The organism is Myxococcus llanfairpwllgwyngyllgogerychwyrndrobwllllantysiliogogogochensis, from assembly GCF_006636215.1.
GTDB classification, from domain to species: domain Bacteria; phylum Myxococcota; class Myxococcia; order Myxococcales; family Myxococcaceae; genus Myxococcus; species Myxococcus llanfairpwllgwyngyllgogerychwyrndrobwllllantysiliogogogochensis.
This window is the reverse complement of the sequence record NZ_VIFM01000115.1, coordinates 1-15,769: the sequence shown is the minus strand read 5'-3', so window position 1 is coordinate 15,769 and position 15,769 is coordinate 1. Positions and strand designations below refer to the sequence as shown.

Genomic DNA, 15,769 nt, shown 5'->3' with positions numbered 1-15,769 from the left:
CGCGCGCCGTCGCCGTTTGTCACCGGTGAGCGCCTCCTCCCAAGGAGGCCCGCGCCCTGCTTCATCCTGATGTCCATTCGCGCCGGACGTGCTGGGCCTCCTGCGCCCTTCGCGTCCCGGCCGCACTCCCGTCATCCATCCCGAGGTCACTTCACGTTGGACGTGCTGGGGCTCGTGCGCCCTTCGCGTCCTGGCCGCACCCCCGTCGTCCATCCCGAGGTCCGCATGAAAGTCCTGCGCCTGCTGTGCCTGATGCTTTCCCTCGCGTGCGCCGGCTCCGGCACGCCACGTGTTCCGGCCCCTTCGGTCGCTCCCGCCGAGAAGGCAGCCCCCGCTGTCGCCACCGTCACGGTGGGTGGCCGGGTCCGGAGCACTACGAACACGCCAGTGGATGGCGCCGTGGTCGCGCTCGTTCCCGCCCGTGAGGACTGGAACCCGGACCTCTCACCCCCGGCGGCTCGCATGCGCACGGGGCCGGATGGCCGCTTCCACTTCGCTGACCTGCCTCCTGGCCAGTACGGCCTCACTGTCAGCGCGACCGCGCACGAGGCGGGCTTCCTCATGGACGTGAAGCTCGCGGCCGGCGAGGCCCCGCGCGAGCTCGACGTGGTGCTCGCTCCGCCAACGCAGGTCCTCCGAGGGAGCGTGAAGTCGGAGTCGGGCAAGCCGCTCGCGGGCGTGTGGCTGCTCCTGGGACGCTACAGCGATTTCCTGGGCGACATGCTCTACGTCCAGACGGATGCGAGCGGCGACTACGAGGTGGCCCTGCCCGTCGGTGGGTATGGCGCCGCCGTCCACGCCGAGGGCTTCATGCCCATGGGGCGCTCGCTGGAAATCGCGGTCAACAAGTCCGTGACGGTGGCGGACTTCACCGCGCTGGCGCTCCCGGAGACCACGCCGCCATCTCCGGAGGTCGTGTCGTGGGTGAAGCAGTCCCTGGTGCCGCTCACCTCGGTGGAGGCGGGACACGGGTTCGCCGACCTGCAACCGCTGAAGCCGTGGCTCACCGAGGCCCGCATCGTGGCACTGGGTGAAGCCACACACGGCACCCGCGAGTTCTTCCAGCTCAAACACCGGATGCTGGAGTTCCTCGCCACGGAGCTGGGCTTCACCGTCTTCGCGATTGAAGCCAGCTTCGGAGAGGCGCTCGCGCTCAACGAGTACGTCCTCACCGGCAAGGGCGACCCGGCGAAGGGCCTCGCGGGCCTCTACTTCTGGACCTGGGACACCGAGGAGGTGCTGGCCCTCATCCGGTGGATGCGCGCCTACAACGCCGACCCGCGCCACGCCAGGAAGCTCAAGTTCTACGGCGTGGACATGCAGGCCACCGCCGCCTCCTCGCGGGCCGTCCTCGATTTCTTCGCCCAGGTGGACCCCGCCTTCCACCAGCGACTGGCCGGGCCGATGGCGCCGTTCCTCGACACGCGGCAGGGCCCCGAGCTTCGCCAGGTGAAGACCGGCCAGGTGCTCGCGGGGCTCGTCGCGGACATCGAGGCCCGCCTGCGTCAGCTCCCCCCACGCAAGGCTTCCGCGAAGGCCCAGGCGCTGGTGGCTCGCCACGCGAGGGTGCTCGGTCAGTTCGCCGAAACCGTCGTGGGCCAGCTCTCCGATGACAACCTCCGGGACCGGGCGATGGCGGAGAACGCACGCTGGATTCTCGAGCACGAGGGCCCCGAGGCCCGGATGGTGCTCTGGGCGCACAACGGTCATGTCGCCGCCACGGGCCGCAACGCGGTGACGCCCATGGGGCAGCACCTGCGCGAGGCCCTCGGTCAGCAACTGTATGTCTTTGGCTTTGCCTTCAATCAGGGCGCGTTCCAGGCCGTGCACGTGCCGAGCGAGCCGAACGAGCCGCGACGGGGTCTCACCGCCCACACCCTCCCTCCCGCGGAAATCGGCTGGCTCGATGGAACGCTCGCCCAGGCTCAAGTGTCCGCGTTCGCGCTCGACCTGCGGAGCCTGCCGCGCGGCGGCGGCGCGGCGGAGTTCTTCATGCAGCCCCGGTACACTCGCAATTATGGTGCCGTCTACAGCAAGGCCATCCAGCCCCGGTCCATCCGCGCCGCGTCCGCCTATGACGGGCTGCTCTTCGTGGACCACACCCAGGCGGCGGTCTCCACTCCCACCGGCAGGCGCCAACCTCCAGGACAGCAGGCGCAGGGCGCGCCGTGAGGGCACGCCCGCCCTTGTATCGAGCCCCTTCCATGACTTTCTTTCGGCATGTCTCGCTTTTCATAAGACTTCCGTGAGGCCGTCTCGTTGATGCGTTGCATGGAGCGAGTACGGCTCCGGTCCGACGGGCAGGGGTTCGTCGGACCTCATCGACGGGGAGTACGGGTCATGCTGAAGAAGCTGGTGGTTTCGTGGATTCTCCTGGTGGGCAGCACGACGCTGTTCGCCGCGTGTGACAGCGAGCAGAAGAAGGCGGAGGTCATCGACTCGCACGGCTCCGGAACGGTGGTGCTGCTCATCGAGCGCGAGACGGGCGAGGGCCCCTATGTCGAGGGGACGCAGGAGCGCTTCAAGGTCACCGCCGCGGGTGAGGTCTTCAAGGCCGTGCGCTGGAGCGCCAACGCCGGCGTCGTCGCGGCCGAAGCCGAGCGAGTCACGTGGACGCTGCCGAAGGAGGGGACGGCGTCCCTGTCCGTCTCCGTGGAGACGGAGTCGGGGAAGACGGCCGAGGGCTCGTTCAACTTCAGCGTGGTGGCCTCCGCCGTCGTCGTCCCGGTGACGGGGGTGGACGCGGGGCCGGACGTGACGGGGGTGCTCTGCGAGCTGGCTTTCGACAACGCCGGCAAGGGGCACCTCGTCTACACGAACGAGACCCACCGGGGGCTGTGGTACGCGACCTGGGACGGTACGACGTGGACGACGGAGCAGATTGATGGCCCGGGCTTCAACAACGGCGGCACCTACGTGTTGAACTGGAACATCGCCCTGACGCTGGACGTGGCGAGCGGGACGCCGCACGTCGTCTATCTCAAGGGGCCGGGCCTGCCCGGCACGACGGCGGCCAACTGGCGGATGAACTATGCCACGCGCGTCAATGGCAGCTGGGTCCGCGAGGAAGTCGAGCCCACCAACCGCACGTCCTATACGCGGGTGAGTGTCGCGCTCAATCCCAACCAGGGCCTGCAGCCCACCGTCGTCTTCAGCGATGGCTCGGCCGGGACGGGAGTCCGCGTCGCCACCCGGACGGCGCCGGGCACCTGGGGCATCGCGCAGCACAACATGTCGATCCTCATGGGCGACGTCAACTTCGACGCCTCGGGCACGCTGTACATCCCGTCCAATGCGAACTCCAGCTCGGATACCTACGTGAGCGTGAGGCCCGGCGCGGCCACCGACCGCACCCGTCTGGACGGTGTGACGCTGGAGAACACGTTGTGGCTCTCCGCGGTCTGGGGGCCGAGCCAGCACCTGCTGCTCCTGTCCAGCGGCGGCGTCGACGGCGCGAGGAGCGCTCTGCAGGACATCACGGTGAAGTCGCCCATCACGTCCAGCACCCTGGCCACCTCGCCGGTCGACTTCGAGAACGACTCGAACGACATGACCTACGGCGGAGGCAAGGTCTTCATCGCCCAGCGCCATGGGACGAAGCTGGAGCTCATCACCCCGGATGCGCGGGGTTTCTGGACCTATACCCAACTGGGCACGGTGCAGGAGGGCTCACGTCCGAGCGTAGCGGTCCGCCCGACGGACAGCACGCCCCACGTCTGCTACCAGCGCGACGGCAAGGTGAGCTTCCAGTAGCGGGCCCCACCTTCACGCCCGTCCGGCGCCAGCCTCGACCGAGGGCTGGCGCATCGGGGCCTTGGTGTCGCGGGAAGACGCGCTCGCCGCTCAGGCGCGGGTGCTCATCCCCGGGCCGCCCGTCGTCGGCAGTCTCTTCATGGGAATCCGGAGGGTGAAGGTCGAGCCGCGCCCCAGCTGACTCTCTACCTGGATGCTCCCGCCATGGGCCTCGACAATCTGGTGGGTGATGAAGAGGCCCAGTCCCATGCCGCCGTAGTTGCGCTCGGAGACGGCGCGCACGAAGCGCTCGAAGATGCGGTGCTGCTGCGTGGGGGCGATGCCGATGCCCTCGTCCTGCACGGTGAGCACCACGGTGGTGTCGTCGGCGCTCAGGCTCAGGCGGATGGGCTTGCCCGCGCCGTACTTGATGGCGTTGGTGACCAGGTTCGTCACGGCCTGGTCCATCCGCCGCCGGTCCCACATCCCCTCCAGGCTGGTGGGGACGTCGAGCTCCAGGCGACACCCCGCGGCGGCGGCCTGGGCCTCGTAGCGCGTGGTGACGTCCCGCACCAGGGCGGACAGGTCCATGCGCGCCGGCTCCAGCGGGAGCCTGCCCACGTTGATGCGCGACACATCCAGCAGGTCATCGATGAGGTCGGCGAGCTTGCGCACCTGACCGCTCGCCGCGGCGAGCTCCCGGGCGAGTCGTCCGTCCGCCACGAGCGCTTCGGGGTTGCTCTCGGCGGTGCGGCGCATGGCGGACAGCTTCAACTGGAGGGGCGTGAGCGGCGTCTTCAGCTCGTGTGAGGCCACGGACAGGAACTCGTCGCGGGCGTGCAGGGCCTCGCGCAGCCGCTCCATCTCTCGCGTCTCCTCGGCGTGCTTGCGCTGGGTGAAGTCCCGCGTCACCTTGCCGAAGCCGCGCAGCTCTCCCGTCTCATCGAAGAGGGCGGTGATGACGACGTTGGCCCAGAACCGCGTCCCGTCCTTGCGGATGCGCCAGCCCTCGTCCTCGAACCGGCCCAGCCGGATGGCGGACTCCAGCTCCCACTCGGGCTTGCCCCAGGCGACGTCCTCGGGCGGGTAGAAGCGGCTGAAGTGCTGGCCCAGGATTTCCTCGGCCAGGTAGCCCTTGATGCGCTCCGCCCCCAGGTTCCAGCTCGCGATGTAGCCGCGTACGTCCAACGTCAGGATGGCGTAGTCCGTGACGCTGGAGATGAGCAGACGGAGCTGGTCCTCCGTGTCCCGACGGGAGTGTTCACCTCTCGAATAGGTGATGGCTCCGTTACCGGAGTTCAGAAGGTGGTCGTGGTTGTCGCCCAAGGTGCCCCGCTTCCAGCCACCTAGGAGAACACGCAATTGTCGCCATGCAAGCGGCTGTCTCACCCTTTCGTCCAGTAGACGAAGGCGCCACCTTCCCCCAGTGGCGATGGGCGGGGCGGAAGCCTCCCTGCCCGGCGGTGTGGGCCGGGACAGGGCGTACGGGCAGGCAAGGGGCCCGACTTCCAGAGGGCGCGCGCCTCGCCCCGGGTCAGCTCACGGCGCCTTCGCTGAAGGCTCGCTCGATGAGGGCCTTCATCGGGGCGTGGGCGGGCAGGGTCCCGAAGCAGTTGCCGTGCGCGCCTCCGAGCCGGGACTCGCAGAAGGCATCGGCGACCTGGCTGTTTCCGGCGCGCAGCAGCAGGGAGGCCTGGAGCGCCAGGGCGAGCCGCTCCACGACGAAGCGCGAGCGCGTCTCCAGCGTGGCGGTGTCCGAGAAGTCCTTGGCGATGCGCGCCAGCTCCGCGTCGAGCGCGGGGTGGCCGCCCTGGGCCGCCATCAGCTCCTGGAACAGGGCCTCGCGGCTGGCGGGCTCTCGGGTGGCCGCGCGCAGCACGTCCAGGCACTGGATGTTGCCGCTGCCCTCCCAGATGGAGTTCAGGGGCGCCTGCCGGTACAGCCGCGCCAGGTTGGACTCCTCGACGTAGCCGGCGCCGCCCAGGCACTCCTGCGCCTCGTTGACGAAGGTGGGGGCGCGCTTGCACACCCAGTACTTGCCCACGGCGGTGGCCATGCGCGCGAAGGCGGCCTCGCGCTCGTCGCGGTGGCTTGCGTCCACGGCGCGGGACACGCGCGCCGTCAGCACGGTGTGGGCCTCCGACTCGAGCGCCAGGTCCGCGAGCACGTTCATCATCAGCGGCTGTTCGATGAGCCGCCGGCCGAACGCCTTGCGGTGCCGCGCGTGGTGGATGGCCTGCACGAGCGCCTGACGCATCAAGCTGCTGGAGCCAATCATGCAGTCCTGCCGAGTGAGGGCCACCATCTCCAGGATGGTCGCCACGCCCCGGCCTTCCTCGCCGACCATGAAGGCCACCGCGCCCTGGAACTCCACCTCCGAGCTGGCGTTGCTCCAGTCGCCCAGCTTGTCCTTGAGCCGCTGGATGCGGATGGCGTTGCGCGTGCCCTCCGGCGTGAAGCGCGGCAGCAGGAAGCACGACAGGCCGCCCTCGGCCTGGGCCAGGACGAAGAAGGCGTCGCTCATGGGCGCGGAGAAGAAGAACTTGTGCCCCACGAGCGCGTAGGGATTGCCCGGCCCCTTCGCGCCCAGTTGGTGCGCGCGCGTGCTGTTGCTGCGCACGTCGGAGCCGCCCTGCTTCTCCGTCATGCCCATGCCGATGGTGACGCCCTTCTTCTGCTCGGAGGGCTGGAAGCGCGAGTCGTACGTGGTGGACGTGACGAGCGGCAGCCACTTCTCCGCGAGCCCCGCGTGTGCCCGGAACGTGGGCACGCACGCGTACGTCATCGTCAGCGGACAGCTGGTCCCCTGGTCGGCCTGGTTGTGCAGATAGGAGAGCGCCATCCGCGCGACGTGGGCACCGACCGTCTTCTCGTGTCGCCACGCGAAGTTGGGGATGCCGTGGGCGACGGCCGCCTCCATGATGCGGTGGTAGGCCGGATGGAACTCCACCTCGTCCAGCCGGTTGCCATAGCGGTCGAAGGGCTTGAACTTCGGCTTGTTCTCGTTGGCGGTGAAGCCCAGCTGCATCAATTCGCCGCCCGCGAGCGGGCCGTACTTCGCGATGTCCGCCTCCGCCCAGCCCCCGCCCTCGCGTGCCACGGCCTCGCGCAGCGGGAGGTCTGTCTTCCAGGCGTCGTACACCAGGGGGGGCGCCTGATTGGTGACTTCATGGGTGACGAAGGTCGTCGCGATGGGGTCGGAAGAACTCATGGTGCGAGGATAGGCGAGCGGCCCAGGCTCCGCGAGCGCAACGTCCGCGCCGGAGCGCCTCCCTGGATGCGGGCGGTGGGCCCCAGTCGGTGGGGCAGGACTCGCACGTTCCGTGAGCAGGGAGGCTTGGGGGCGCGTCCGGGTCAGAAGGTCAACGTCACCACCAGCGTGTCGGAGTAGCTCCCCGCCGCCACGCTCTGCTGGGCGGGGACCCGGCCGTGGATGGGCAGGGTGATTTCCAGTCCCAGCACCGGGAGGATGGGGCCGTAGCGGGATGTCCCGGACAGGCCGTTGCCCCAGATGAGCAGCCGGGTGGCGTCCAGGTAGAGGTTGTAGGCGAGGGTGCTGGAGGATGGGCCTTGCATGCGCCGGAGCGCGTAGTTGTTGGAGCCGCCCTGGCTCAGGTCGATGGTGACGGGCGTGAGCTGGGGACCCGTGCATCGCATGGTGATGCTCCCCGTGGCGTCGAGCGGCAGCGTGGCGGTGGGGGTGTAGTTGAGGAAGCGCAGGCCCACCACGTTGCGAATCTCACACACCGCCCGGGCGCTCGCGGAGGTCAGCCCGCACAGGCCCGCCAGCATGAGCGCCAGGTCACCGCGCATCCTCATCCACGCACCTCACCGTTCCCAGGTCGATGACCTCGCCCGCCAGGGATGGGACGTCCAGCGTCGCGGCGCAACGTCCCCCGGGGTAGATGACGGTGGCCGTGTGTTTGCCGGCGGGGAGGTCCACCAGCTCGAACTCGCCATTCCTGCCCACGGGGGAGCTGACGCGCGCACCCGCGACGTCGACTTGAAGCTCGCCGTGCGCGGGGGTCCGCCGGGCCGTGTCGTCGGCGAGCACCAGCCGGCCTCGGAACGCGCGCACCCTGTCCACCTGGAACTCGAGCACCACGCCGCCGCGCCGCCACGGCGCCACCAGCTTCTGCGTCGTCCGCAGATAGACCTCCAGCGGCAGGTCCTCGTCCGTCAGCGACAGCCGGTTGGCCCCGTAGGACTGGAGCCGCGTCACCATCAGCTCGCCGCGCGAATCCGTCCGGCCGATGAGGTGGTTGTCGAGCCGCACGCCGATGCCCTCCACGCCCTCCACGCGTACCAGCGCATACCCCTGGTCCACCGCGCGGGTGGGGCGAACGCGGCCACCGAGCGCCACCAATCCACCGGAGACCTCGGCCGCGGCCACCAGCACGCCCTGGCGCCACTCCAGGCCGCCCGAGGCGCGGCCCACGTTCGTCTCGTAGTCGACGCGGCCGAGGGCCTGGTGGTGAAGGCCCGTCTGTCCCTGGACCTGGAAGCCCAGTCCGCCTTCCACGGGGACACCGCGCGAGACATCCACCGAGGTGATGCCTCCTCCCCGGTTCTGGGTGTGGCCCAGCGAGCCCGTCGTCCTCGGGTCGAGGACGGCGTTCAGGGACACCATGCCTTCCAGCGTGGAGGGGCCCAGGAGCAACTGGCCTCGGCTGGCGGAGAACGAAATCAGGGTCCGCTCGGTCAATTGGGCGGAGGTGGACGCGCTCAGCCAGGTGGACCAGCCGCGTGTCCTCCAGCGCGTCACCAGCGCCTGTCCGCCCACGCTCACCCGACGGCCCAGCGCGACGAAGAGGTTGCCCCCCGACTCCACCAACGGGTGTGCCGCGTCCGGGGCGAGGCTGCTGTGGGCATAACGCGCGCTCATCGCCCGGCCGAAGACGGACCCTCCCAGCCACCGCCCCTGGACGGACCAGGCCGCGCCGGCCGCCACGCCGGTGTGTCGCTCGGAGCGACTCACGGCCTGGGACACCTCCAGTTCTCCGAGCGGCAACTGGAACCACTGCACCGCGCCGGTGCTCAAGAGGTCCGGTGACAGCTCCAGCCGCACGCCCGGCGTCAGCCAGGACGTCACGCCCATGCGGAAGGTGCCCACCAGCAGCGGTCGTCCGTAGTCGAAGCTGCGCGTGCCGGGCGACTCGCGCTCGACGCCCAGCGACAGGTGGTAGTCCGCCACGCCGGGCGACAGCAATTGCGCGCCCAGCGAGTACGACGCATCCACCTCGCTGACGCGTCCGAAGGCGTCGCGCACCACGTAGCGCGCGGTGCCTTCGCCCCGGGGCACGGTGAGGTTCTCCAGCCGGTAGGGCCCTGGTGGCAGCTCGGTGCGACGCACCAGCCGGTTGTTGACGTAGACCTCCAGCGTGGAGGGCGTGGTGACGTCGCCCGCGAGGTCCTGCACGGGGTTGCGCACGAAGTAGGGGTTGAGCTCGAAGGAGCGCATGACGTGCAGGCCCGCCACCACCGCGCCCCCTCCGAGCACGCCGCCCAGGCCGGTGGCCTCACCCGCGAGGGCGCGCACCATGACCTCCGGAAAATCCACCGACAGTTGGGTCAGTCCGCGCAGCGGTGTCGTGCCAGGACTCCACCGCCCCTGGGTGGTCAACAGGCCCCGGCCCACCGACGCGCCGACCTCGCCGAACAGCGCCAGCCGCGTGTTGCGCAGGTGCGCGGCGTAGTTGACGAACCCGCTCGGGCTGCCGGTGACGGCGTAGCCTTCGGGGGGCGCGGTGCCCAGGTCGATGCGCGTTGGCACGAAGGCGGTGGAAGGCAGCTCGCAGTGCAGGGAGGTGGTGCGCTCGTCGAGCTCGAAGCGGCCCCGGGGTGCCAGGGATTGCAGCGAGACATAATCCTGACCCTCGATGCGCTCGAGGCGCGCCCCCAGCCGCGTCAGGTCGACCCCGTTCGCCTCCAGCGTGGCCGCGGGCAGCAGCACGTCCGTGCCTCTCACCAGCGGGAAGACGTCACCTCGGGGGACGCCGTTCAGCATGAGCTCCACCACGATGGGAACCACGCGCTCGGGCTCGTCCGAGGACGCGCGCCGGGGCACCAGGCTGAAGGCGCACGCCAGCGCCAGGGCCAGCGCGCCCCGGGCCGCCGACTTCTGGAATCGGCTCATGGCGACGGCGTGGGTCCACAGGGCGCGGCGGCGGTGACGGGGGCGCTGTGGCGGAACACGCCCCGGTCCGTCTCTACCTCCACTTCCAGCGAGCGGATCCGCTGGCAGTGCTCGGCGGAGGTGTCGAGCGCGAACACCTGCGAGCCGCCCGGCAGCACGTACCAGCCCACCTGGTCCTTCTCCACCAGTCGCTGGCCCTGGGCATCCAGGCCGCGCACCCGCGTCTGACGGATGAAGAAGTTCACCGTGCCCGGGTTCCTCACGCGGAAGTGGAACCGGGACTGGCGCAGGTCCACGTCCTCGACGCGGCCCTGGACGTCCTTGTGCCTGGGCGCGACGAATACGGGGAGGGAGACGCGGGTGAGAATCTTCAGGCCCATGGAGGGCTGCACCGGCGCGAGCGGAGGCAGCTCCTCGACGATGAGCCGGAAGGCGCGCTCCGTGTCTCGCGGCGCCGAGGAAATTCCCACCCGGATGGGGCGGGATTCCCCCGGCTCCAGCGTCAGCATCGACGGGAAGAAGAACAGCTCCCGCGTCGGCTCCAGCGTCATGCGCCCTTCCTCATCCTGGACCCAGGTGTGGACCGAGGCCTGGAAGCGCGTGGTCTCCGTGCCCTGGTTTCTCACGGTGACCACCACGCCCCGGGCTCCCGTCTCCAGCTCGAGCCGGACGGGATTCACCTCGAGCGACGCGGCGTGTCCCGCACCGGGAAGGACCCCGCTCAGGACGGCCATCAATCCCAGACATCGGGCCCAGGCGGAAGGATGCAGGCGCATGATGGGGAGGTCTTTCCGTTAGAAGGTGATGGTGGCGACGACGGTGTCGTTGTAGGTGCCGGAGGGAACGTTCTGTCCCTTGGGAACGGTGCCAAAGACGGTCACCGGCGTGGACAGCCCCGTGCCGATGTACGGCAGGCCCGTGCCGGGCGTGTTGCCCCAGACCACCAGTCGCGTCAGGTCCTGGTACAGCGAATAGGACAGGTAGTCGGTGGACGTCGTGTGCAGCATCCGGCGCAGCGGCACCGCATCCGTGGAGCCCGTGTTGGCGTGCGCGCCCTGGCCCAGCGTGACGACCGCGGTGCCCAACAGGGTGCACTGCACCGTCAGCGTCCCGGTGCCCAGCAGGTCCACGCCCGCGCTACCGTTGAGGAGCACCGGGTCGTAGTTGCCGAAGTTGAGCGAGCCGGAGTTGATGCTGCACGCGGAGTTCACCGTGGCCGTCACCGTCAGGTTGGCGGTGGCTGTGGCCGCGTCGGCGGGCGATGCGACGGCGAGGGAGGCCACGACGGCGGTCGCGGCAATGGCACTCTTCAGGGTTTTCATGTGGACAGCTCCAGCTGCGAGAAGACCGGGGCACCCCGGTTGGCGTCTGGCCATTGCAGACTGGGCGCCAACCTCGTGGGCGCCAAGGCGGCCAGACTGGCGGCCCCCGCTCACCGCACGCTTGATGCGTGTGCTGGGTGGCAGACCCGGAGCCGCGCCAGCCGGGGCATCCACTGCGAGGCGCTCACCTGTCCATGGAGGGCATCCCCTCGGTCCAGCGGGCAACAGGGCCTGGGCCGAGGGGAGGTCTCCGGTGCGGGGCCGAGGAGGCTGTCGGCTACCCACTCAGGGTGGTGCGTTTCCCTGGGCTAGGGGAGGAAGGCGCCCTTCACCGCGTCGAGCGGAGGGTTGGCTCCCGTCACGGGGTTGGTGCAGCCCTGGTTGAGGGTCCAGATGATGGTGCCGCCGAAGCCGTTGGCGCGCGCATAGGCGCCCTTGGCGGCAATCGCTTGCGGCGAGTCATAGGAAATCCAGCGCACGGTGCCATCCACCACGGGCGTGGCGAAGGTGACGTAGCTGGACTGTGCCACGGAGTCCCAGTGGTACACCCCACCCGTGGCGGTCAACGCGAGGATGCGCCCGTAGGTGAAGTCATTGTCACTGCCCACGTAGTCGGACCAGTCCGTGTAGGGCTGATACGGGCCGGTGATGTTGCGCCAGGCCATTCCATAGAATGGCAACCCCATGCCCAGCTTCGCCTTCGGGATTCCCGCGGCCACCCAGGCATTCAGGCTGGAGGCCACCGAGGTGGGGTGGGTGCCCGACTCTCCCGTCAGGGCGGAGGAGTACCAGGAGGTCCACCCGCCCCACGGCCCCGTCATCTCGTAGGACATGACGTTTATCTGGTCCAGGTAGGGCACCAGGTTTAGGAACCACGGGTCGGCGTCCTCGGGGAAGTTGGAGTTGATCCAGTTGATGGGGAAGGTGAGGAGCATGTCGGGACGGGCCGTTCGCAGCTCTCGCACCAGCGCGAGCAGGAAGGGCTTGTCGGCGGCCTCCACCGGCTCCCAGTCGATATCCAGGCCGTCGTAGCCAAAGCTGTCCATGGCGGCCAGGAGGTTGCTCACGAAGCGGGCGCGGTTGGCATTGGAGGCGGCGCCCACCCAGCCGTCATGCTCGCCGGAGCCTCCCACCATGATGATGGCCTTGCGGTTGGCCGCGTGGGCCCGCGTGGAGAGGGTGCGGGCGATGGCGGGGCCGTTGTCATTGTCGAACTGGGTGTTCACCGTGCCGTCGGGATTGGGAGTGACGCGGCCGACCACGATGTGGGTCATCGCGCTGAAGTCGACCTTCTCCGGAGGATAGAGGTCCGCGTTCCAGCCAGTGTAGTAGCCCGACACCCAGAGCCCGCTGGCCGGTGCGGGGGTGACCCTGACGGGAGCCGTCGCGGACTGCGTGGGGTCCGCGACGCTGGTGGCCACCACGTGGTACGTGCCTGGCGTCCTGGGCGCGGTGTAGCGGCCCGAGGTGGTGATGGAGCCACCCGCCGCTCCCTCGAGGACGGACCAGGTCACCGCCGTGTTCGTGCTCCCCGTCACCGTGGCGATGAAGGTCCGGGAGGTCCCGGCCGTCATCGAGAGGGAGGCGGGGTTGAGGGTGACCACCACGGGGGACGGGATGCGCAGTCCCTCCGCGCGCAGCGAGTCGAAGTAGAGCGTGGGCAGCGTCACCCCGCGCCCTTCCTGGAGCAACAGGCCCTTGATTCGCGCGCCCGGGGCGACGAGGGCGGAGAACGGCACGGTGCACGTCACCCAGGTGTTGGCCAGGATGCGTCCCCCGGTGCAGCGCGGCCCCAATTCCGTGCCGGGCGTCAGCGTGTCGTCGGCGTAGGCCCTGACGCGCACCACCGCGCCCGTCCCCGCCGTGCCTCCGTGGACGCGCAGGATGAAGGTGGCTCCCGCGTCGGCGACGTGCGGCGACGTGTAGAAGTACAGGGCCTCCTCGCTGCGCATCGTCGCGGAGATGGAATACTGCCCCTCCGCGACGGGCGAGGTGGCCCTGAGTGAATGCGTCGCCCAGGAGTAGTCGAACCAGGGCGACTCCATGGCATCGCGGTAGATCCAGTTCGTGGCGAACGTGTCGGAGTTCGCGGGGGCTTGTGGCTCCTGCTCCGTCGCGCTCGCGCCCCAGGCCCACAGCAAGGCCATCCCCAAGGATACCCAACCCACCCACCTCTTCATGTGTGCTCCTCTCGAGACCGGCCGGGCACCGCGCTCGCGCAAGGCGTGGCGGAAGTCCGGGGCTCGAAGCCTGTCCGGGATGGACGGGCCACGCGGCAAGCTGGGGTGAGCAGCCCGTGTCAGCAACGCCCGCCTGTCCCCGAGGGGGCTCGCAAGGAGACACTGCGCAAGGGAATTGGAGGAAAGGACTAGTACCAATCCCTTACATGCTCAGAAGCGTCTCGGTACGAGGGCTCCGGGTACGAGGAGCCGGGGCACAAGCAGGGCGATGACGGGGCAGCCCGGCGGGCTCCGGTACCCGCGCTCCAGCTGCATGGACGGCTGGACCTGCGCGGGCGGCCCCCGCGGCTCGCGCACGTCCGCTCCGCGCGGGGGCTTCTGGAGGCGGGGTGTCAGGGCTGTCTCGGGTGTATCGAGCCCCAGGGGTTGGGCGCCCGTCGGCCACGGTCCTGGCGGACCCTGTGTCTGGGATTGAGCCGGGTGGGTGCGAGGGCGTCCGGAGGGGCTGACCTGCTTCACGTGGAGCCGTGGCGCGTCATGGTGGATTGGCCCTAACATCCCCGGCGAGTCGCGGTGGATGCGTGCGGGCTCGGATGCGGCTGTCATGGCGGCTGGGGGTGGTTCGAGATGAGCAAGCTGGCCCCGGGCAGGCTGCTGGAGGCGGAGGAGCCGCTCGCCTCGGGCTCGCTCGTGGAAGGCTTTCGCGTGCTGAAGCTGCTCGGCGAGGGCGCTTCGGGCAGGGTGTATCTCGCGCAGGACCTGGCGCTGGGGCGACACATCGCGCTCAAGTTCCTGCGGCCGGAGCTGCTGGGGCCCCAGAGCGCGGAGCGGCTGTTGGAAGAGGCGCGCACCACGGCCCGCTTCAACCACCCCCACATCGTCACCGTGCACGCGGCGGGTGTGTATCAGGGCCAACCCTTTCTGGCCTTGGAGTACCTGGAGGGCGAGACGTTGCGCGAGCGGATGTCTCGGGAGCGGATGTCGCCGGGGGAGGTGCTGCGCGTGGGGCGCGCCATCGCGGACGCGCTCGCGGAGGCGCACCGTCATGGCATCGTCCACGCGGACCTCAAGCCGGAGAACATCCTCCTGCCGAGGGACGGGCGGCTGCGCGTGGTGGACTTCGGGCTCGCCCGTCACGCGGGCACCTCCGCGGGCGCGGCGTCCGGGACGCCCGCGTACATGTCGCCCGAGCGCTGGAGGGGGACCCCGCCCGCGCCGGCGATGGACCTCTGGTCCCTGGGAGTGATTCTCCACGAGCTGCTGGACGGCCGCCGCCCGGTGGACGACGCGAGCCTCCCCGCGTTCGCCTTCACGCCGCGTCCGCTCCCGGGCCCGACGCCGGAGCTCGCCGGAGCGGCGCTCGTGAAGGACTGTCTCTCGCTGGCGCCGGAGGCCCGGCCGACGGCGGAGTCATTGGCGAGAGCGCTGACGGACCTGCTGGAGCCGGCCCGGAGGCAGCTGGAGGCAGACCCCGAGCGGCATCCGTTCCGGGGGCTGCGGGCCTTCACGGAGGGAGACGCGGAGGACTTCTCGGGCCGGGAGGCGGAGGTGGCGGCGCTCGTCGAGCGGCTGCGGCAGGCGGCTCCGGTGGTGCTGACGGGCCCTTCGGGGATTGGCAAGAGCTCGCTCGTGCATGCGGGCCTGGTGCCGCGACTGCGGCAGATGGCGAGCTGGGAGGTGGTCGCCTTTCGTCCCGGACCGCGTCCCCTCCATCGGTTGACGGAGGTCCTGTCGCTGGACGCGGGAGTCGCGCGGACGCTGGTCCTGACCCCCGGGGCCATCGTGGAGTTGCTGCGGGCGCGCGCTCCGGCGCCCGCGCTGTTGTTGGTGGATGCGTTCGAGGAGGTCTTCACCCTGGGGGCGGCGGAGGAGGCGATGGCCCTGGCGCGGTGCCTGTTCGCGGTGGCGTCCGCGGGCATCGGGTGGCGGGTGCTGGTGGTGCTGCGTGATGACTACCTGGGGCAGTTCGCCCGGGTGGAGCACCTGGGGGCCTTTCTCGGCAATGCGTTCGTGGTGGGGCCGTTGTCGCCCTCGGCGCTGGTGGAGGCCGTCACCGGTCCCTTGCGTCGCGCGGGCCATGCCACGGACGAGCCCGGGCTGGTCGAGCGCATCGTCGCGGACGTCCGTGCCCAGCCCGCGGGCCTGCCGCTCTTGCAGGCCACCTGTTCGGCGCTGTGGGAGCGCAGGGACAAGGAGCGGCGTCTGCTGCGCGCGGCCGTGTACGAGGAGCTGGGCGGCGTGGCGGGGGCCCTGGCGGCGCAGGGACGTCAATTGCTGGGACAGCTCCCGGCGGATGACATCCACACGGTTCGACTGCTCCTGCTTCAATTGCTCACGCCCGAGGGGACCCGACGCCCTCGGGTGCGCGAGGAGTTGTTGGAGGAGCTGGGGGTGGGCGC

At 70.1% G+C, this 15,769-nt stretch carries 10 protein-coding genes; 3 read left to right on the top strand and 7 right to left on the bottom strand.

Annotation, left to right across the window (positions count from 1 at the left end; translation table 11 throughout):
- The first annotated feature begins 225 nt into the window (after positions 1–225).
- Together FJV41_RS25985 and FJV41_RS25980 are read left to right on the top strand one after the other, a co-directional pair.
- Complete coding sequence (locus FJV41_RS25985) at positions 226–2,172, top strand: erythromycin esterase family protein (protein WP_141645246.1); 1,947 nt, start codon at positions 226–228, stop codon at positions 2,170–2,172.
- A gap of 168 nt (positions 2,173–2,340) precedes the next feature.
- Positions 2,341–3,753 (top strand): hypothetical protein, encoded by a 1,413-nt coding sequence (locus FJV41_RS25980; RefSeq protein ID WP_141645245.1) that lies wholly within the window; start codon positions 2,341–2,343, stop codon positions 3,751–3,753.
- Positions 3,754–3,843: 90 nt separating this feature from the next.
- Here FJV41_RS25980 and FJV41_RS25975 read toward each other — a convergent pair whose 3' ends face one another.
- The 7 genes from FJV41_RS25975 to FJV41_RS25945 all read right to left on the bottom strand — a co-directional run bounded on the left by FJV41_RS25975 (position 3,844) and on the right by FJV41_RS25945 (position 13,370).
- Entirely contained in the window at positions 3,844–5,058 is a 1,215-nt protein-coding gene (locus FJV41_RS25975) for a PAS domain-containing sensor histidine kinase (RefSeq protein ID WP_246137414.1), read from the bottom strand.
- A gap of 208 nt (positions 5,059–5,266) precedes the next feature.
- On the bottom strand, positions 5,267–6,943 hold the full coding sequence (locus tag FJV41_RS25970; RefSeq protein WP_141645243.1) for an isovaleryl-CoA dehydrogenase: 1,677 nt from the start codon (positions 6,941–6,943) through the stop codon (positions 5,267–5,269).
- Between the two features lie 143 nt (positions 6,944–7,086).
- Positions 7,087–7,551 carry a Csu type fimbrial protein gene (locus FJV41_RS25965; RefSeq protein ID WP_141645242.1) on the bottom strand — a complete coding sequence of 155 codons (465 nt, stop codon included), beginning with the start codon at positions 7,549–7,551 and terminating at the stop codon, positions 7,087–7,089.
- Complete coding sequence (locus FJV41_RS25960) at positions 7,535–9,868, bottom strand: fimbria/pilus outer membrane usher protein (RefSeq protein ID WP_141645241.1); 2,334 nt, start codon at positions 9,866–9,868, stop codon at positions 7,535–7,537. The genes FJV41_RS25965 and FJV41_RS25960 overlap by 17 nt, the downstream gene beginning before the upstream one ends.
- Entirely contained in the window at positions 9,865–10,644 is a 780-nt protein-coding gene (locus FJV41_RS25955) for a fimbrial biogenesis chaperone (protein ID WP_141645240.1), read from the bottom strand. Before FJV41_RS25955 ends, FJV41_RS25960 begins: the two co-directional genes overlap by 4 nt.
- Positions 10,645–10,662: 18 nt before the next feature.
- Positions 10,663–11,190, bottom strand: coding sequence for a fruiting body development fimbrial-like coat protein PRU (gene pru / locus FJV41_RS25950; RefSeq protein WP_141645239.1), 528 nt, complete (start codon positions 11,188–11,190; stop codon positions 10,663–10,665).
- 308 nt (positions 11,191–11,498) lie between these two features.
- On the bottom strand, positions 11,499–13,370 hold the full coding sequence (locus tag FJV41_RS25945) for a glycosyl hydrolase family 18 protein (protein WP_141645238.1): 1,872 nt from the start codon (positions 13,368–13,370) through the stop codon (positions 11,499–11,501).
- A 627-nt stretch (positions 13,371–13,997) separates the two neighbouring features.
- Between FJV41_RS25945 and FJV41_RS25940 the strand changes: the two genes are divergently transcribed.
- The coding region (locus FJV41_RS25940) for a serine/threonine-protein kinase (protein ID WP_141645237.1) at positions 13,998–15,769 on the top strand (1,772 nt) is incomplete at its 3' end.

Excerpts from the sequence above, each read along its gene's own strand:
- FJV41_RS25955 (WP_141645240.1), bottom strand. The coding sequence starts at position 10,644 with ATGCGCCTGCATCCTTCCGCCTGGGCCCGATGTCTGGGATTGATGGCC.
- FJV41_RS25945 (WP_141645238.1), bottom strand. The coding sequence starts at position 13,370 with ATGAAGAGGTGGGTGGGTTGGGTATCCTTGGGGATGGCCTTGCTGTGG.
- FJV41_RS25965 (WP_141645242.1), bottom strand. The coding sequence starts at position 7,551 with ATGAGGATGCGCGGTGACCTGGCGCTCATGCTGGCGGGCCTGTGCGGG.
- FJV41_RS25985 (WP_141645246.1), top strand. The coding sequence starts at position 226 with ATGAAAGTCCTGCGCCTGCTGTGCCTGATGCTTTCCCTCGCGTGCGCC.
- FJV41_RS25970 (WP_141645243.1), bottom strand. The coding sequence starts at position 6,943 with ATGAGTTCTTCCGACCCCATCGCGACGACCTTCGTCACCCATGAAGTC.
- FJV41_RS25980 (WP_141645245.1), top strand. The coding sequence starts at position 2,341 with ATGCTGAAGAAGCTGGTGGTTTCGTGGATTCTCCTGGTGGGCAGCACG.
- pru (WP_141645239.1), bottom strand. The coding sequence starts at position 11,190 with ATGAAAACCCTGAAGAGTGCCATTGCCGCGACCGCCGTCGTGGCCTCC.
- FJV41_RS25960 (WP_141645241.1), bottom strand. The coding sequence starts at position 9,868 with ATGAGCCGATTCCAGAAGTCGGCGGCCCGGGGCGCGCTGGCCCTGGCG.